Below are 17,420 nucleotides of genomic sequence, written 5' to 3' on the forward strand. Positions count from 1 at the left end.
CTGCTTTTCAAACCCCGCCTACGACGGTAGTCCCGGGGTCCGACAGTGACAGTGTTCGTAGGATTCGAAGCGACCGTGTTTCCAGTCAGGGGATTATCTTCCGAGCCTGCAGATTGGCGAAGATGTCGAGGAACATCGCTTCGGTGTCGACGTGGCGGTGAAATCCGAACCGCCGAGCTTTCGATCCGTCAGCGAAAAAGTCGTAGTCCCATCCGAATACGAAGTCACCGAACCCCCAGGACGAGACATCGGAGTACGGGGTCCGAGCAAGTTGGTGTTCCTCGACGAGTTCATCCCACACCGACTCCTTGTCCGCCATTGCGACATCGAGGGACATCGGGAGCGGAGGTGCGACGTCCATGTCGAAGAAGGCTGCGATCTTCGGCCACATTTCCTGCCAGCGAAACAGGTCGCCGTTGTTGATGTTGAACGCCTGATTTGCGCACTCGGGATTGGTCGCGGCCCAGACCGTTGCTTCGGCCAGGAGTCCGGCGTCGGTCATCTCGATCAAGCTGGTGTACGCGCCGGGCTTGCCGGGGAATCGGAGTGGGACACCCAGTTTCTTCGAGATGGTCGCGTAGACGGCGATGACCATCGCGAGGTTCATCGGGTTGCCCAACGCGAATCCGGAGACGACCGAGGGTCTGATCGCCGACCACGTCCACGACTTGCCGAGCTGCCTGCGTTCGAGGAACTGCTGTTGGTCGACGTTGAACTCGGGTGGCATGTGCGGTGGATCGCTCTCGCGGGCCGGAGTTTTGAACGGTCCGAGATGTGCCCCGTAAACCTTGTAGCCCTGCATCAGGCTGACGTGCTCGAGTCCGCCGGCAACGGGTTCGATGGCGTCGAGAGTGTTGACCAGCATCGCCAAGTTGGGCGGAACCAGCTCGGCCCATGTCGGGCGGTCTTGATAGGCGGCGTAGAAGACGTGGGTGACGTCGTCCAGTCCGCTCAGTGCCGCTGCAGTCCGGGAAGGATCGAGCAGGTCGACTGCGATGTGTTCGACCCGGTCGGTGTTCGTGCCGCCTCGGCGCGAGAGTCCGATGATCTTCCATTCGCCGGTTGATTCGAGGTGATCGATCAAGTTCCCACCGATCACACCTCGGGCTCCGACCACGAGTGCGACTTTATTGTGATGCACCATTTCAGCCTCCCATTGGAATATCGCGATGTTGCGATATAGGGAGTGAACCATATATATCGGCATTTCGCGATCTAGCGGTATGATCTCGAGCATGGAAGACGCAACAACCGAGTGGGAAACGGCGTTCAAGGCGCTGGCCAACCCGATGCGTGTACAAATCCTGCAGTGGTTGAAAGACCCTGGGAGCTTTCCCCCTCAGCTCGAGCCTGCCGAGGAGGTCGGAGTGTGCCTCAAGCACATACAAGCGAGGGCGAAGGTGTCGCAATCGACTGCGTCTCAGTACATGGCCGCACTCCAGGCCGCGGATCTGGTCACCACCACACGAATCGGCCAGTGGAGGCATTACAAACGAAACGAGCAACAGATCGAGAAGCTTGCTGCATTCATCAGGCAGGGTTTGTAGGTACCAGCACCTGACCGATCCCTCCGGAACCGCGGACGTTGTGGCAAAACCTCACATCGCCGGAGCCGTCGGTATGTGCATTGTGGTCGTTTCTCGGCTTGCTCGTTGTCCTTACGCTCGGCAGAGGGTACTGGCAAGGAGAGGCGTGCGATGAGTCGTGAGAGCTGGGTGGGCCGTGATGCCCGATCCATCGCCGAAGCCGTGCGGTCGGGTCAGGCGTCGGCGCGGACCGTCGTCGAAGAACATCTCGCACGGATCGACGAACGCAACGGCGAACTCAACGCACTGGTCACCGTGTGCGCCGAGGACGCGCGTGCGGCCGCAGACAGCCTGGACGAACGTCGCCTTCTCGGCGAGACACTCGGCCCCCTTGCCGGGGTTCCGTTCACGGTCAAGGACTTGATCGCTACTGCCGGCGTGCGTACCACCGCCGGTTCTCGCACTCTGGCGGACAACATACCGGCCGTCGACGCCCCGGCCGTCGCCGCGTTCAAGGCTGCCGGCGCAATCCTGATCGGCAAGACCAACACCCCGGAATTCGGCGCGTGCGGTCTGACGCGAAACGAACTGTTCGGAACCACGGCCAGCCCGGTGCGACCGGACGGCGTCGTCCGGTCCCCCGGCGGATCGAGTGGCGGTGAGTCCGCGTCGGTTGCTGCCGGAATGAGCGTGCTCGGACTCGGTACGGATTTTGGTGGCTCGGTGCGTTGGCCCGCCCACTGCACCGGCCTCACTTCGGTTCGCCCGACGCTCGGCCGTATCGACCTTGAAGGGCAATACCCCGGCGTGCTTTCGGATGGACGGGTACTCGCCAATCCTGCGACGATGCACGGCACGATCCAGACCATCGGCCCACTGGCCCGCAACCTCGGTGATGCGACGCTTGCGCTGCGCGTCCTGTCGAAGCCGCATCTCGCGTGGACCGAGCCGGACTCGGTCGACGTCGAACACCTCGACATCCGCTGGGCACCCGGCGAGGGAACCATGCCTGTCGACGAAGAAATCCTGTCGGCGGTTCGCTCGGTGGCGAACAGCCTGGACGCGAGTGAGTACGACGGTCTGGCTCTGCCGCGGGCCAACGCGCTTTTCGGCGCGTTGCGATCGGTCGAGACCCACGCGGACATCCACTCTCTCGCCGCGGGTTCAGCGCACTCTTTCGACGCGGACATCACTGCCATGCTTGCCGCAGGCCATGATCGGAGTTCAGCCGAGGTGGAAGCGCTGTGGGCGGATCGTGCGATGTTGATCGCCGACTTCCTCGGCGAGATGGGCGACGTGCTGATTCTGCCGGTTGCGTCGGTGCTCGCTCCGCCGCTCGGTGTGGAGAGCTTCGAGGTGGGCGGTCGCGAACTCACGTGGATGGACGCGCTCGCGAGTTGCCGGGCGATCAGTGTGCTCGGCCTTCCGTCGGTCGTGGTTCCGGTAGGACTCTCCCGCAACGGTTTACCGGTCGGAGTGCAAGTGGTGGCGCGGCCGTTCCACGAGCACGTTGCGCTGTCCGTGGCGGCGCGAATCATGTCGAATGCGCAAGCTCTAGTCTGACTTCCATCTTTCGGTTTCGGCTGCGAAACGTGTTGCGTACGAGTCGGCCAGGTCGTGAAGCGTGGTGACGCAGTCGCCGTAGTACGTCGGTGCATGCATGGTAGCCAGAATCCGCGGCTCGAGGTCGGCCAGGGCGCGGATCGTGGGTTCGAGATCCGGGGTGAGGCAGGTGGCGTGGCCCAAGTCCTCGGCTTCCAAAGCGGGACCGACGATTTCGTGCTCGGTAGTCGCGGGGTGGTGCCCGAACGCAGTGAAGAGATCTCCGCAGAACAGCGTGGACGTCGTCTCCTCGAACATCAGGCCCGCGTCCCAACCGTGCGGGACGTGCGGGGTGTCGATGTGGCGAACGCGGCGCCTGCCGGTTTCGAGTACGTCGCCGTCCTGCAAGGGAAGTGGCGCCCGATCGGCCAGATCGTTGACCTGAACGAAGCACCCCATCGCGCCGTGCGCCACTTGTGCTTCGGGGGCCGCCGCAAGCCAGGAGTTCATGGACCCGCACTCGTCGGCCTCGACGTGACCGAACGTGATCCATTTCAGACGGTCGATGTCGATCAGCGTGGAGAGTGCGTCGGAAGCTGAGGTGAACAACGCTCGCTGCCCGGTGTGGAAGAGCAAGGGTTCCTCGCCGTCGACGAGAAACTGGTTCATCGTGAGGTTCGCTTCGTCCACGAAGGTCGACAGTCGGTAGATGTCCGGCGCGATTTCGGTGATCGTGGTGGTCATCGCTGTGCTCCGATCAGGGCTGTTGTGCACGTCAATCTGTCTTCTCCAGCCTTCTCGCCGCCCCACGCCTGCACAAGGCTCTGGACATGCTCACGGCTCTGGAATAGTGGAGGACGTGTTCGTACTACTGCTGACAGGCCCGCCGGGCGCGGGGAAGAGTTCCGTGCTGACCGCGCTTCACGATCGACTCGGCGAGGCCGGGGTGAGCAACGCGATGATCGAGGTGGACGAACTCGAGCGGTGCTACCCGCCGCTGGGAACCGAGCGGGCAATCGCACACGTCGGGATGTTGTGCGCGTCGTACCGGGAAGCGGGGTACGAACTCCTGTTCCTCACGGCGACCGTCGAAGACGACGACTACGGGCATGCCTTGCTGGCCGCGACCGGCGCCGAGGGGCACCTGCTGGCGCGCCTCGAGGCCGATCCGGATACGTTGCGCACCAGAATCGTCGAACGTGAACCGGCCGGCTGGGCCGGGCTCGACGGTCTGGTGGAAGCGTCACAACTGCTGGCCGGTTCGATGCCGACGCTCAGTGGGGTCGACGTGGTTCTGAGCACAGAAGGCCGCGATCCCGAAAGTGTTGCCGATGATCTGGAAGCGGCTCTGCGAGAACGCAGTCCAGCGCTCTTAGCCGTCGGTGTTCAGAGCGGTGACCACTGAAGCGAACATCGTCGATTTGATTGCCCCCAGTGTGCCCGCATTCTTCGGGCCGATCGGCGCAACCATTTCGATGGCCTTCGCGGTCAAAGCATCGACGGAAGCTGTGAAGTCCACCAAACCGGCTGCGAATGCGTCACTTCCGCCGTATCGCCGCCCCGTGGTCATGGCGACGATTGCCGACGCCGGGCTGAGCTTGGCCTGGATGAGAGCTGCCATTCCTTCGGTGAAGGGGATGTTGATGTCCACCTCCGGGAAGCAGTAGTAGCCGCGATCATCGCGCATGACGCGGTAATCGTGCGCGATGCCGAGCATGGCGCCCGCTCCGAAGGCGTGGCCGTTGATCGCCGCGACGGTGGGCATGGGGAACGTCAGCATCCGGGCGAACAGCGACTGCACCTGCTGCACATACCACTTCGCCTTGTCGCCGTTCGCGCCCAGCCAGTCGAGGTCGAGTCCGTTGGAGTAGAACTTGCCCGTCGCCGTGGTGACCAGGGCGTGTGCGCCTTCGCTCAGAGCCTGGTCGAGTAGCTTGTCGACGGAATCGAGCCAATCTGGCGAGAATCGATTCTCGTCCTCGCCGAGATCGAGAACGGCGATCTTGTCTTCGAAGCGCAGAGTTGCGGTCATGATTGGCCTTTCCTGTTGCGGGGCTTGGGCAGTGGTGGGTCGAGATGCAGAACCGCTCGAACGGCGGCATCCAACCGCGCGCGTGCTGCGGCGTCGGGGACTCGCCAACCGTCGGCGCGTTTGGCGGGATGAATGAGCAGCCCGGTAGGCAGGCCGACAACACAGGCTTCGATTGCTTCGACGGCTCGGCCGTCCTTGCGGCCCCAGAGCGCGGTCGACAACCGGATGAACAACTCGACCAGAGACCGGTCGAGTTGTGTGAGTTTCTCGGCGATGTCGGCAGGGACGTCGGTGCCGAGCAGTTCGTCGCGCTGAATCGTCAGCAGCAGCAACGCGGATTGTGGGTAGTCGAGCGCGAAGACGGCCGGAACTTCGGCGGCTGCGACGACGGCGGAAACCGCGGAGGTCGGCGCGGGGTCCGTGAGAGCGTCGTCCACTCTCGATTGCTGAAGCGCGAGAAATCGTTGCGCGGCACGCAGCCACGCGCTACCGACCAGTCCACTGCGAGAGCCGAATGCGTGATAGATCGCCCCGTTGGATACACCGGTGGCGTCGGAGACCGCCCTGACCGTGACAGCGCTCGGCCCGGCAGTGGCGGCAAGTTTTTCGGCAGCGTCGAGCAGGGTGTCGAGGTCGTGGACGCGTGGCCGAGGCATGAACGCACAGTAACAGAGCGTCCGCTCTGTTACTAGTGTGCGGTCAGATCACCGAATTTGCGCGAAGATCCTCGATCTCCTCCGGGCGCAGGCCGAAGTCGGTGAGTACGTCGTCGGCGTCACCGCCGAGAGTCATGGGTGGCGCATTCCTGACGGGAAGGGTCTTGCCGTCCACCCAGAACGGTCCGCGGACAACGGGAATCGATGTTCCGTCGGCGCTCTGGGTCTGCTCGACCATCTGCAATGCCTCGACCTGCGGGTCGGAGAACACCTGATCGATCGAATGAATCGGGCCGCAGGGGATTCCGGCACCGCGGATCTCGGCGATCCACTGTGCCGCGCCCTTCGTGGTCAGTAGGTCCTCGAGTTCTTTGGTCAGTTGGTCTCGGTGCGCCAAACGTTCTTTACCCGTGGCATATTCGGCACGGAAGGCGAGATCGGGGTCGCCGATAACCGAGCACAGCGCGATCCAGTGCTTGTCCGAGCCGGTGGCAATGTTGATCGGGAAGTCGGCAGTGTCGAAAGCGCCGTACGGCGTGATCGTCGGGTGCGTATTGCCGTTCGGCGTCGACACCCGCCCGGTGCTCAGGTAGTCCTGCGCCTGGAAGGTCATGATCGAGATCGCGGATTCCAGCAACGAGGTCTGCACGCGGTGCCCACGACCGTCGCGTCCGCGCGAAGCCAACGCCGCCGTGATACCCAGCGCCGCGTAGATGCCCGAGACCGTGTCGATGATGGGGATACCGACCCGCATCGGGGTCTGTTCCCCGGCGCCGGTGACCGACATCAACCCGGACATGCCCTGGGCCACCTGATCGAGTCCGGGCGCGAACTGGTCCGGGCCCACCGGGCCGAAACCACTGATGCTCATCACGACGAGACCCGGATTCTCCTGCTCGAGCGAATCGGGATCGAGCCCCATGTCGGCCAGCACTCCCGGACGGAAGTTCTCGACCAGCACATCCGCGTCGAGGGCCAGGCTGCGAAGCAGTTTCCGCCCGCGGTCACTGCGCATGTCGATGGCGATCGACCTCTTGCCGCGGTTCACGGAAGCGAAGTAGAGGCTTCGATCGCCGTCGAACGGCGGCCACTGACGCGAACTGTCGCCGGAGCCACGGGTTTCGACCTTGACCACGTCGGCGCCGAAGTCCGAGAGCAGCGACGTGCACAGAGGGCCCGCGAGAGCGCGGGTGAGGTCGAGAACTTTGATACCGCTGAGCAATTGGTCCATGGGAGAAACCTCGGTTCTGTGGTGTGCAACGTCGCCCACTCGATCCGTCGCACCATCTGCGTGAATTACCGCTGCAGTGATCGTCGGAGAGGGGAAGAATGAAGGTCAGGCCTGCTTTCGGCTGGGCTCGGTGACAACACTGGTCGAGAGCGCACGGTGATGCGACGGCGACATTGCACAACTGCAGGGCCCGGATTTAGGCGCATTGTGTGACAGGCAGGATTGCGGTGGGCCGATACCGTGAACTCTCTACGGACGGCGATGCAAGCGGGAGGCGAGGCGATGCGCGACATTTCCACTCAGCTGGCGCAGTGGCACGCCCGCGGCGAGGATTTTGCACTGGCGACGGTTGTCCGTACCTGGCGATCCTCACCGCGCATGCCCGGTGCTTCTATGGCCGTCTCACGCTCCGGCGAGGTGGTCGGCAGCGTCTCGGGCGGGTGCATCGAGAGTGCGCTGTACGAGATCGCCCAGGAGGTTCTCGCCGACGGCACCAGTCGCGTCGAGGTCTTCAGTGTCTCCGACGACGACGCCATCGGAGTAGGGCTGACCTGCGGCGGAACCATCGAAGTGTTTGTCCAGGCCGTCGGAGCCGATTTCGCCGAGTTCGGTCAGGTCTGTGAACGGATCGAAGCCGATACGCCCGTCGTCGTGGTCACCGAAGTGCGTCCGGGAGCGCCGGCGCGGCACCTCGTCGTCGAGCACGGCCGACGAAGCGGGGATCTGGACGCCACGGAGGACGAGGTCTCCATCCTGTTGCGCACGATGGACACCGGTGAGTCCGTAGCCTTTGTCGCGCCGGCGGGAACCCTCATCGATTCGCAGCACGACCTGCTGGTCGAGATCTTCGCGCCACTACCGAGGATGTACGTGTTCGGGGCCATCGACTTCGCGGCATCGATGTGTACGTTGGGCGCCTTTGCGGGTTACCGAGTGACCGTCGTGGACGCACGGCCGGTCTTCGCGACACGGGCGCGCTTTCCCGACGCCCACGATCTGGTCGTCATGTGGCCACACAAGTTCCTCGAAACCGCACCGATCGACAACAAAACCGTCCTGGCCGTGCTCACGCACGACGAGAAGTTCGACATCCCCTTGCTCGAGATCGCGCTGCGTTCGCCGGCTGCATACGTCGGCGCGATGGGAAGTCGTGCGACGCATGAGCGTCGGGTGGCGCTGTTGAAGGAGCGAGGCGTCACCGACGTCGAGTTGGGGCGTCTGCACTCACCGATCGGGTTGGATCTCGGCGCCAGGACGCCGGAGGAGACTGCAGTGTCGATCCTCGCCGAGATGACCAAGACCCTGCGCAATGCATCCGGTTTTGAACTGCGGGATCTGCAGGGGCCGATCCACCCGCCACCTCAGGAGAATCCGACCGCCCTGCATCGAACGGCCTGAGTCGACTGCGCTGAATTCGGACATCTTGTGTTCGGTGGGGATAGGATCGTTTCTTTCGTGAACCATCTTCCGTGATCCGAATGAAATCGAGGTGCCTGCCAAGTGGCAAACCCGGCCGTACCGGCATCCGAGGTGAATGCTGTTCTCTCCGAACTTCTTCGAACCCCGCTCCTTCCTGGTGTTCGAAAGGTCGCCGGCGGCTCCGAAGACCCGACGGTAGCCCGGGTGGGATTCATGGCGGTTCCGGACATCGGACCGTGGCTGCGACACGGACAGTTGCTGATCACCACGCCGGAAACCCTCGCCCGGGTCACCGAAACCTTCAAAGCATTTGTCGGACGGTTGTCGACGCGCGGAGTTGCAGCGCTCGCCGTCCAATTCGGCGCAGACGGGGACACTCTCGCGCCGGAACTGGTCGACGCGGCCGAAAGCGCAGGCTTCCCGCTCCTGGTTTTTCACGGTGCGTGCGATCACCCTGCGGCGAGAGACCGTGAGCAGACGGAGTCGGCCCAGATCGACGCCATGTTCGGGGCCGAGCGCTTGCGACGGCTGCTGGTCGACGTCGTGATGGGCGGCGGCGGCCTCCCGCAATTGACCGAGGTCATCGCACGGGAGATGAAGGGCGCCGCCCTGATCACCACCTCGGACGGACGCGAGATCTGCCGCGCCGGGGATGCCGCGGAGCGCAAGCATCTGTCTGCCTGTCCCGCCGTAGATTCCACCGGTCGTCTGCGGACCGACACCGTCGAGGGCGGGTTGGGTCTGCACGAGTTCGACGGTCAATTCATCGCGGTGTCCGCGATTTCCGCCAATCACATCGACCACGGGCGTCTCGCGTTGTTCACCGGTGAGCGCGTGATGACGAGTTACGACCAGTACCTGGTCGAGCGAGCGGCGTCGGTGTGCGCGTTGGTCATCACCCGTGAGCAGGCCGTGGCGTCGGTGGAAGAACGCCATCGCGCCAACTTCGTTCACGACCTGCTCCTCGGCCGGGCCGGGGACCACGATCACGTTGTCTCCCACGCCAAGACGTTCGGTTGGGACTTCGATCGCCCGCTGGTGATCGTCTCGATCGAGCCGGACCCGGTCGACGAACCGGCCTCGGCGGCGCCCGCTCGGCTGCCTGTCGTCGATCGCCAGGCGATGGCGTTCTCCGGCGCGATCGCCCACCGCGATCCCGGTGCGGCGGTGACCGCGCTGACGGGCGAGACGGTGATCGTCATGGGCGTCGGCACCGACACGATGGCATTGGTGCGGGACCTCGTCACGGTCGTTCGCGGTGAAGGTGGCGGCGGGAGAAGGCCGTTCAGTGTCGGGGTGTCCCGGCCGACAGCGGCGATCGACGCCGTCCCCGCGCTCTACAGTCAGGCGCGCACCGCACTGACCGTCGGACGCCGGATCTCCGGTCCGTGGACGGTGACTCAGTTCGACGATCTCGGTGTGTACAGACTGCTCAGTCTGGTCGAGGACGAAAACGAGCTGGAGACGTTCGCGCGGGAGACACTGCGGGAACTGACGGAGGAAACTGCCGAAGCGCAGGACATGCGCAAGACATTGGAAGTCTTGCTCGCGACCAACATCAACATCGCCGAGACAGCGCGCAAGCTCCACTTCCATTACAACACACTGCGTTACAGGGTCGTTAAGCTGGAGAAAATGCTTGGACCCTTCACGGCGCAACCCGAGCTACGGCTGGATCTGTCTCTAGCACTGAAGATAACCGCGATGCGCGGCATCAATCACTAATATTGCCAATCCGAGTCCGTGGGTTCTGGCAGATTGTCATCACGTCGATACCCCTGCGCTGTAATAGCGTTTCACTCCAGTCACGGTGTTTTGTGAGCTGGAGCACACTCAGCGTTCGGACACCTTCCTCTGCACGAAAGGTCCCATCATGCCGATTTGGACGTTGCACGGAGATGGAAAGAACATCAGACCGGGTGAAGTGGTCGCTCCCGGCGAGCGGCTCAGCTGGGGAAGAACCATCGGGCTGGGCAGCCAGCACGTGGTGTCGATGTTCGGCGCGACGTTCGTCTTCCCGATCATCATGGGGCTCAATCCTCAACTTGCCGTGATGATGTCGGGCTTTTGTACGCTCTTCTTCCTTCTGGTGGTCAAGGGACGCATTCCCAGCTACCTCGGTACGTCGGCGGCCTTTGTCGGCGGTATCGCCGCCATTCGTGCCCAAGGCGGAACGTCCGCAGAGGTGACCGGCGCGATCCTGGTGTCCGGACTGGTCCTGGCAGCCATCGGTATCGCGATCCACTTCCTCGGTGGCCGGGTCGTATTCAAGGTTCTTCCCCCGGTGGTGACCGGCGCAGTGGTGATGCTGATCGGATTCAACCTGGCACCCGTCGTCGCGGGGCTGTACTGGCCGCAGGACCAGTGGGTGGCTCTGATCGTCATGGTGGCCCTGATCGTCATGAGTATCGCGCTACGTGGCTTCATGGCGCGCATCGCCATCTTCCTCGCGCTGATCTTCGGCTACGTCCTCTCCTGGATCCTCGACCGGGTCTCGGGCACGATCACCTCGTACGACGCAGGCACCGGTCAGATCACCGAGCACTTCCGCGTCAACTGGGATTCGGTGCAGTCGGCGTCGTGGTTCGGCCTGCCCCCGTTCTCGGACGAGGCCAACGGAATCGTCGGCATCCACGCTCCGTCGTTCAGCCTGACGTTCATCATCCTGGTCCTTCCCGGTGTCATCGCGTTGATCGCGGAGAATGCCGGCCACGTCAAGGCAGTCGCAGAGATGACCGGCGACGATCTCGACCCGTACATGGGACGCGCGCTCGCCGGTGACGGTTTCGCCACCGCCATCGCCAGCAGCGTCGGCGGTTCGCCCACCACGACGTACGCCGAGAACATCGGTGTCATGGCAGCGACCCGTGTGTACTCCACCGCCGCCTACGCGGTCGCGGGCATCGTCGCGATGATGCTCGGCTTCTCCCCCAAGTTCGGTGCCGTCATCTCGGCGACGCCCGGCGGTGTTCTCGGCGGAATCACCGTGGTGCTCTACGGCATGATCGGTCTGCTCGGCGCCAAGATCTGGAAGGAGAACGGCGTCGACTTCGGGAATCCGCTCAACCTCATGCCGATCGCTGCCGGCCTCATCATCGGTATCGGCGACACGGCTCTGAAGTTCAGTGACACGTTCTCGCTCAGCGGGATCGCGCTCGGCACCATCGTCGTGATCGGGATGTACCACCTGTGCCAGTTCATCGGTTCGAAGAACCCGGAGCTGAATGCGAAGAATCCGGAACCGAACAAGCCGGATTCGAAGGCTCCCGGCGGCGAACGGGAAGAACCCGCCCCGCAGCTCACGTGACACTTGGCTGAGTGTGCTCGATTGTCGAAGGCCGGACATCCTCCTTGGAGGATGTCCGGCCTTTCGCGGTGTGTGCGTGTTCTGTGTACTGATCGATCAGACGGCAGTGCTGGCTTCGACCAGGCCGATACGGTCGATGCGTTCGGTGCGGGTGATGAGCCGTTCAGTCGCATCGGTAGCACTGAGCACGCTCAGCTCGTAGTGCAGTACCGCTCCGACGCGAGTGCAGAAGGCGGCGGATTCGTCCGCGGCATCGGGAAATTCGGGGATGACCCGATCGACGATGCCGCCCGTGAGCAGATCGAAGGACCGTATCCCTTGACCGGCCGCCATCTCCGGAGCGTGCGTGATGTCGTGGAACATGATCGCGCTCGCCCCCTCGGGAGGTAAGGGCGAGAGCCAACCGTGGCGGGCCGCCAGCACTCGATCGGCCGGAATCAGTGCCAGGGCGCCGCCGCCGGTGCCCTGCCCGAGCAGGAGGGAAATGGTGGGGACCTCGAGTGAAATCATGTCGGCTATGCACCGAGCGATTTCGCCGGCCAATCCACCTTCTTCGGCTTCCTTCGACAGTGCCGCGCCTGCCGTGTCGATGATCGTCACCAACGGCAGGTCGAGCTCTGCGGCAAGCCGCATCCCTCGCCGAGCTTCCCGCAGAGCGCCGGGGCCGAGTGGGGAGTGAGCAGTCTGTCCGCGTCGGTCCTGTCCGAGAAGGACGCAGGGCATGTCGCCGAAGCGAACGAGCGCGAGCATGATGCCGGGATCGTTCTCGCCTTGGCCGGTTCCGTTGAGCGGGAGCATGTCCGAGGCCGAATTGAGCAACACTTCCCGGATCCCCGGTCGGTCTTCGCGTCGGGATGCGACGACGGATTCCCACGCCGACGTATCGGGTGGGCAATCGTACGAGCACGGGTCACTCGGCAACGAGTACCCACGACGTCTCGAGGTGATGATGCGCAATGCGCGGTCGACGATTTCGGCGAGCTGGTCTGGCGGCCTCACCGCATCGATGAGTCCGTGCTCGTGAAGGTTCTCCGCTGTCTGGACACCGAAGGGGAAAGGTGAGTTGTACAAGGCCTCGAACACCCGGGGGCCGAGGAATCCCACGAGGGCTCCTGGCTCCGCGATCGTCACGTGACCTAGTGACCCCCAGGACGCGAATACGCCTCCGGTGGTGGGGTTTCGGAGGTAGACGATGTAGGGCAGGTGCGCTTCTTTGTGCTTGATGAGCGCCGCGGTGATCTTGACCATCTGCAGAAATGCCGTTGTCCCCTCCTGCATACGCGTTCCTCCGGAGGTGGGAAGCGCAAGAAGGGGCAGCTGCTCTTGCGTCGCTCGACGGATGGCGACGACGAGGCGTTCGCCCGCCGCCACGCCGATCGATCCGCCGAGAAAACCGAACTCGCAGACGATGATTGCCACACGGCGGCCTCGGACGGAGGCGCTTCCCGTCAGGACGGACTCGTCGAGCCCGGTCTTCTCCTGCGCCCGCAGAAGTGCTTCGGCGTAATCGGAGTCGGTCGCGACGGGGATCGGAGGGGTATCCCACGACTCCCAGGTGCCGGCATCGATCACCAGGTCGAGCAAGTCGCGAGCCGTCAGGCGGTTCATCGGGTGAATCCTTGTAGCCACGACATGACTTCGTCAGTGTCTTCACCGAGTACCGGCGGTGCGGTGTGCCGGGTCTCCGTCACTTCTGTTCCGTCCGGATCGAAAAATCGCAGCGGCGGCCCGGGCAGAGTGATGTTTCCGAGCGTGCTGTGGTCGACGTCGACGAGCAATCCCTGTGATCGGGTCTGCTCCCATTCGTACACTTCGGAGATCGTCCGAACCCGTCCTGCCGGTACTCCGATGCGGTCGAGTTCGGTCAGAAGCTCGTCACGCGAATACGGTTTGAAGGTACGTTCGATCAATTCGACTACCTGGAAATGATTCTCGACGCGTTCGGCGTTTGTTGCCATACCGGGGGCATCGGGATCGAGTTCGAACCCTTCGCAGAATCTTCTCCACAGGCTTTCGCTGCCGACCGAGATCTGCACTGCGCCATCGCCGGTACGAAAGAGCCCGTACGGTGCGATCGAGGGATGGTGGTTGCCTTGCGCTGTGCCTACCTCGCCGGCGACGGTCCACTTCGTTCCTTGAAACGCGTGAACACCGACCACGCTGGCCAAGAGAGACGTTCGAACGACACGGCCTCTGCCCGTCTGTTCGCGTTCCTTCAAAGCCGCGACGACACCGAACGCCCCGTACATCCCGGCGAGAAGATCGGCGATCGGAACTCCGACTCGTTGAACGTCGTCCGGATTCGAGCCGGTCAGCGACATGAGTCCGGCTTCCCCCTGGGCGATCTGGTCGTAGCCGGCGCGACCACCTTCCGGGCCGTCGTGGCCGAAACCGCTGATGGACAGGACGATCAGTCGAGGATTGAGTTCGGCCAGCCGCTCGGTGGAGAATCCGAGTCGATCGAGAACTCCGGTGCGGAAGTTCTCCATGAGAACGTCGGCGCGGCAGACAAGATCTTCGAGGGTTGCGCGCCCGCTGTCGGATTTGAGGTCGAGCGTGATCGACTTCTTGTTCCGGTTCGTGGAGAGGAAGTACGTCGATTCCCGTTGCGTGTTCGGTGGTTCCAGCGGTGGCTCGACAAAAGGCGGCCCCCACCCGCGGGTGTCGTCGCCACCGTGAGGTGATTCGACCTTGATCACGTCTGCACCCAGATCGCCGAGCATCATTGCCGCGTGAGGACCCGCGAGTGCGCGCGTGAGGTCGACGACAATCACGTCGTGTAGCGGACCACTACGAGCACTTGTGTTGTGAGGCTTCGAAGTCGAGTTCATGTCGCACCGCCGTGTTCTGGTGTAATTGGCTGAGCCAGTTGGTGGTTGAGGCCTCCGTAGTTCGGTCGACTCCGGTCCGCTGGACCGAGAAATCGGCCAGGGCCACTGAAGGAGGTATGTGCGGCCCGTCTTTCGAACCGTAAGCGCGCACCGGTCAACGGCACATGGGTAACCTTGCCGATGACGGGTATCAGTGGTGGGTAAGAAGTGACGAACGCTAAACGCACGGCTGGATTGCGGTTGTATCGAACCGTAATCGGGGCGCTCTGTCAGCCTATTTGGTGCATCTTCATGACATTTCGTGCATCTTCATGACCTGCAGGGCGAGTGAGACGTTCAATCGAAGGACGGGGTCGTCGGTGAACGATCCGACGACGCTCTCCAGCTTTCCGATTCTGTATCGCAAAGTGTTGTAGTGCATATGCAGTGCCCGGGACGCCTCGGCGACATTGCAATTGCAGTCGAGCAACGTCTGGAGAGTCAGACGCAAATCTGCGGCTTCGGCGTTGTCCGCCGACAGTGACTTCAGAACGTCATCGGTGAACGAACGCAGTTCGCTCTTGTCCGTCTGGAGCGAGAGGAGTCGGTGTACGCCGAGTTCGTCGAAGTGCGCGATCTGGCCCGGCCCGTTGATACGTCGGCCGACGACCACGGCCGTACAGGCTTGGTCGTAGGCAGCAGGTAGATCGGCCAGGGAGTAGATCACCCGGCTCACTCCCGTGCTGAAGGAGCGGCGGCCGCTGGTGCGATCTCCGGCAACCTTGCGCACCAACCCTTCGATGTCCCGAACCGCACGGTCGGTGCTGGTGGGGAAAAGCGTGACCACCTCGTGTCGAAACCCGACGGAGGGTGCCGTCCGCTCGTGGGTGCGTACCACTTGTTGCCAGCCGTCGCTGAGTCGATCTTGGTCCGTGCGCGTGGAATTCGCGTGCTGAGATTCCGGGTGATCGACGTCGAGTTCTGCAACCACTACGGCAAGTGGACGAGTGACATCCCACCCCAACTGGGTGAAGTGCGCGCTCACTTCCGCCGGCGAGCCGGCTTCACCTATCAGTGCGTCGCGGAGGAAGTCGCCGCGGAATTTGGATTCCACTGCCGCAACTGCCAGCTGCTTGGTGACGGCCAGCGCAGCAACGGTGGCCGCTCGCTCCAGCGCTTGGACGACAACTGCGCCGAGTTCGTGGGTGCCGGCGTACGCGACCATTCGGCCGTGGTCGGTGCCGCCGGCCACCACCCGGGTGAGCGCCAACTGACCAGGAAATCCTTTGGGCGCGTTCTGTAAACCGACAGCGACCCGTTCGGTCAGGAACCGACCGGTGCTTTCGAACAACGGAAGCGCGTTCAGCGCGGCTGAATCTCCGGCCTCCGTCAACACTCTTCCGTCCGGCGAGCAGATGAGAACGCTGACGTCGAAAAGCGCGGCGAATTCCGCGGCAATCTGGGGTAGATCGCCACCTTCCAAGACGATCGACGTCAACGAGCGGTGAAGACGATCGGCAATGTCGAGTGCCGCAGACTGCTTCGCCACCAACTTGGTGAAGACCTCCGAGATCACCTCGTCGAATCCTGCGGTGACGGGAAGAACCAACAACGGCAGCCCTCGCTGCTCTGCCATGTGCAGCATGGCTTCCGGCAGTTCGTCGAGATAGCGGCCCGTTTTCACGGCAAGTGCCGCGACTCCTCGGCGTGCGAGACCGTCGACGAGGTCGCTGAGATCTGTATCGTCGAGAAGCTCTCCGGTTCGCCCGTAGCGCAGCGGGAACCCGGTTGTCACCAACAGTTCGTTCGGCTTCACCCAAGCGAGGATGTCCGGTACTTCCATCACGTTCACCGATTGAACGAGGTGGCGCAAGCCCCCGTGCCCGGCAAGGACTTCGGCTCCACGCAGACTGGGTAGCTCGAGGACATCCCGAACCGTCAGTCTGTAGTCGCCACCTTCTGGCAAATGTTGAAGCTCTTCGCTCGAATATTTGGCAGATCTATCCATGTCGCGAGACTACGCTCGATCACGCGACGAACATTGTCAACAGTTGACGAAAATAGCCTCTCGAAATGAGTGGTTCTCCGTATGTCTGCCAACTACCGTGGTCCGAATTGGCGATCGCCCGCGTCTCCGAGTCCAGGTACCAGGAAAGCATTTTCGTTCAGGCCGTCGTCGATGCTCGCAGTGAGGAGCCTGACTGGATGTCCGGAGTTCCTCAGTGCTTCGATCCCCTCCGGAGCCACGACGACACATATTGCAGTCACATCGGTGGCTCCGCGTGCAATGAGCAGATCGATTGTGCGGATGATGGATCCACCGGTCGCCAACATCGGATCGAGGACGTAGACGGGGGTGCCCGACAGATCAGCGGGAAGGGACTCCAGATACGGAACCGGTTGGTGTGTCTTCTCGTCTCGTGCCATTCCCACGAAACCGACACCTGCCTGCGGAATAAGGGCACTCGCCTGCTCGACCATGCCGAGGCCTGCTCGCAAGACCGGTACCAGGAGCGGTGGATTTGCCAGCCGCACTCCCAGCGTCGGAGCAACTGGCGTCTCGATGTCGAACTGTTCCACTTCTGCGCCGCGCATGGCCTCGTAGACCAACATATGGGTCAGTCTGCGCAAGGCGGACCGGAAAGTTGCGTTGTCGCTGCGAGCGTCGCGCATGGTCGTGAGCAGCGATGCCGCCAGCGGATGGTCGACAACAGTGGTGTCCATGGTCGAATCGTAAGTGAGAACCGATGGGGCGGCGCACAACCGGTGAATTGGAGTCGAAATAACCAATCGCGGTTTTCGTTTGGGCAACTATTGACGATGCCGAAGGGTTCGAGTCGTCATAGCGTGGTCGGCATGGCAGTTCCGAACCGCTCGGCTGGGCTGGGCGCCAGGAG

General features: G+C 63.0%; 15 protein-coding genes. 6 read left to right on the forward strand and 9 right to left on the reverse strand.

Annotated features, from left to right (window positions below):
- Positions 1–85: 85 nt before the first annotated feature.
- A complete protein-coding gene (locus CPI83_RS00685; RefSeq protein WP_019746109.1) occupies positions 86–1,144 on the reverse strand; it encodes an SDR family oxidoreductase in 1,059 nt (352 codons plus the stop codon).
- Between the two features lie 91 nt (positions 1,145–1,235).
- Here CPI83_RS00685 and CPI83_RS00690 point away from each other — a divergent pair, with 91 nt between their 5' ends.
- Both CPI83_RS00690 and CPI83_RS00695 read left to right on the forward strand, forming a co-directional pair.
- Positions 1,236–1,547, forward strand: a complete 312-nt coding sequence (locus tag CPI83_RS00690; protein WP_007735219.1) for a metalloregulator ArsR/SmtB family transcription factor — start codon at positions 1,236–1,238, stop codon at positions 1,545–1,547.
- 150 nt (positions 1,548–1,697) lie between these two features.
- Positions 1,698–3,089: an amidase gene (locus tag CPI83_RS00695; protein WP_097386631.1), complete on the forward strand. Its 1,392-nt coding sequence runs from the start codon at positions 1,698–1,700 to the stop codon at positions 3,087–3,089.
- Here the strand turns inward: CPI83_RS00695 and CPI83_RS00700 are convergent.
- A complete protein-coding gene (locus CPI83_RS00700) occupies positions 3,081–3,812 on the reverse strand; it encodes a hypothetical protein (protein ID WP_020909757.1) in 732 nt (243 codons plus the stop codon). The two genes, CPI83_RS00695 and CPI83_RS00700, sit on opposite strands and share 9 nt — an antisense overlap.
- 115 nt (positions 3,813–3,927) lie before the next feature.
- On the opposite strand from CPI83_RS00700, the gene CPI83_RS00705 reads away from it, so the two are divergent.
- Entirely contained in the window at positions 3,928–4,473 is a 546-nt protein-coding gene (locus CPI83_RS00705; RefSeq protein ID WP_232816826.1) for a hypothetical protein, read from the forward strand.
- Here the strand turns inward: CPI83_RS00705 and CPI83_RS00710 are convergent.
- From CPI83_RS00710 to CPI83_RS00720, 3 genes are read right to left on the reverse strand one after another with little or no spacing between them, the layout of a single operon-like run.
- The gene (locus tag CPI83_RS00710; RefSeq protein ID WP_020971410.1) at positions 4,441–5,100 is read right to left on the reverse strand and encodes an enoyl-CoA hydratase-related protein; all 660 of its coding nucleotides are present in this window, start codon (positions 5,098–5,100) and stop codon (positions 4,441–4,443) included. The two genes, CPI83_RS00705 and CPI83_RS00710, sit on opposite strands and share 33 nt — an antisense overlap.
- Complete coding sequence (locus CPI83_RS00715; protein WP_020909754.1) at positions 5,097–5,756, reverse strand: helix-turn-helix domain-containing protein; 660 nt, start codon at positions 5,754–5,756, stop codon at positions 5,097–5,099. The genes CPI83_RS00710 and CPI83_RS00715 overlap by 4 nt, the downstream gene beginning before the upstream one ends.
- Before the next feature lie 43 nt (positions 5,757–5,799).
- Positions 5,800–6,987: a CoA transferase gene (locus CPI83_RS00720; protein ID WP_020909753.1), complete on the reverse strand. Its 1,188-nt coding sequence runs from the start codon at positions 6,985–6,987 to the stop codon at positions 5,800–5,802.
- A gap of 282 nt (positions 6,988–7,269) precedes the next feature.
- Between CPI83_RS00720 and CPI83_RS00725 the strand changes: the two genes are divergently transcribed.
- The 3 genes from CPI83_RS00725 to CPI83_RS00735 all read left to right on the forward strand — a co-directional run bounded on the left by CPI83_RS00725 (position 7,270) and on the right by CPI83_RS00735 (position 11,713).
- Entirely contained in the window at positions 7,270–8,385 is a 1,116-nt protein-coding gene (locus CPI83_RS00725; RefSeq protein WP_092765794.1) for an XdhC family protein, read from the forward strand.
- A gap of 102 nt (positions 8,386–8,487) precedes the next feature.
- A complete protein-coding gene (locus CPI83_RS00730; protein WP_097386632.1) occupies positions 8,488–10,131 on the forward strand; it encodes a PucR family transcriptional regulator in 1,644 nt (547 codons plus the stop codon).
- Between the two features lie 148 nt (positions 10,132–10,279).
- Positions 10,280–11,713: a solute carrier family 23 protein gene (locus CPI83_RS00735; protein WP_020971407.1), complete on the forward strand. Its 1,434-nt coding sequence runs from the start codon at positions 10,280–10,282 to the stop codon at positions 11,711–11,713.
- A 96-nt stretch (positions 11,714–11,809) separates the two neighbouring features.
- Here the strand turns inward: CPI83_RS00735 and CPI83_RS00740 are convergent, their stop codons facing one another.
- From CPI83_RS00740 to upp, 4 genes are all read right to left on the reverse strand, one after another.
- The gene (locus CPI83_RS00740; RefSeq protein WP_097386633.1) at positions 11,810–13,321 is read right to left on the reverse strand and encodes a carboxyl transferase domain-containing protein; all 1,512 of its coding nucleotides are present in this window, start codon (positions 13,319–13,321) and stop codon (positions 11,810–11,812) included.
- Positions 13,318–14,544 (reverse strand): CoA transferase, encoded by a 1,227-nt coding sequence (locus CPI83_RS00745; protein WP_069145274.1) that lies wholly within the window; start codon positions 14,542–14,544, stop codon positions 13,318–13,320. The genes CPI83_RS00740 and CPI83_RS00745 overlap by 4 nt, the downstream gene beginning before the upstream one ends.
- A gap of 289 nt (positions 14,545–14,833) precedes the next feature.
- Positions 14,834–16,531 (reverse strand): PucR family transcriptional regulator, encoded by a 1,698-nt coding sequence (locus tag CPI83_RS00750; protein ID WP_003946020.1) that lies wholly within the window; start codon positions 16,529–16,531, stop codon positions 14,834–14,836.
- Between the two features lie 92 nt (positions 16,532–16,623).
- Entirely contained in the window at positions 16,624–17,247 is a 624-nt protein-coding gene (gene upp, locus CPI83_RS00755) for a uracil phosphoribosyltransferase (RefSeq protein ID WP_019746096.1), read from the reverse strand.
- Between the last annotated feature and the right edge of the window lie 173 nt (positions 17,248–17,420).

Source organism: Rhodococcus sp. H-CA8f (assembly GCF_002501585.1).
Classification (GTDB): domain Bacteria; phylum Actinomycetota; class Actinomycetes; order Mycobacteriales; family Mycobacteriaceae; genus Rhodococcus_F; species Rhodococcus_F erythropolis.

What these genes read in the sequence shown, in the direction of transcription:
- CPI83_RS00685 (WP_019746109.1), bottom strand. Translation starts at nt 1,144, where the DNA reads ATGGTGCATCACAATAAAGTCGCACTCGTGGTCGGAGCCCGAGGTGTG.
- CPI83_RS00690 (WP_007735219.1), top strand. Translation starts at nt 1,236, where the DNA reads ATGGAAGACGCAACAACCGAGTGGGAAACGGCGTTCAAGGCGCTGGCC.
- CPI83_RS00695 (WP_097386631.1), top strand. Translation starts at nt 1,698, where the DNA reads ATGAGTCGTGAGAGCTGGGTGGGCCGTGATGCCCGATCCATCGCCGAA.
- CPI83_RS00700 (WP_020909757.1), bottom strand. Translation starts at nt 3,812, where the DNA reads ATGACCACCACGATCACCGAAATCGCGCCGGACATCTACCGACTGTCG.
- CPI83_RS00710 (WP_020971410.1), bottom strand. Translation starts at nt 5,100, where the DNA reads ATGACCGCAACTCTGCGCTTCGAAGACAAGATCGCCGTTCTCGATCTC.
- CPI83_RS00715 (WP_020909754.1), bottom strand. Translation starts at nt 5,756, where the DNA reads ATGCCTCGGCCACGCGTCCACGACCTCGACACCCTGCTCGACGCTGCC.
- CPI83_RS00720 (WP_020909753.1), bottom strand. Translation starts at nt 6,987, where the DNA reads ATGGACCAATTGCTCAGCGGTATCAAAGTTCTCGACCTCACCCGCGCT.
- CPI83_RS00725 (WP_092765794.1), top strand. Translation starts at nt 7,270, where the DNA reads ATGCGCGACATTTCCACTCAGCTGGCGCAGTGGCACGCCCGCGGCGAG.
- CPI83_RS00735 (WP_020971407.1), top strand. Translation starts at nt 10,280, where the DNA reads ATGCCGATTTGGACGTTGCACGGAGATGGAAAGAACATCAGACCGGGT.
- CPI83_RS00740 (WP_097386633.1), bottom strand. Translation starts at nt 13,321, where the DNA reads ATGAACCGCCTGACGGCTCGCGACTTGCTCGACCTGGTGATCGATGCC.
- CPI83_RS00745 (WP_069145274.1), bottom strand. Translation starts at nt 14,544, where the DNA reads ATGAACTCGACTTCGAAGCCTCACAACACAAGTGCTCGTAGTGGTCCG.
- CPI83_RS00750 (WP_003946020.1), bottom strand. Translation starts at nt 16,531, where the DNA reads ATGGATAGATCTGCCAAATATTCGAGCGAAGAGCTTCAACATTTGCCA.
- upp (WP_019746096.1), bottom strand. Translation starts at nt 17,247, where the DNA reads ATGGACACCACTGTTGTCGACCATCCGCTGGCGGCATCGCTGCTCACG.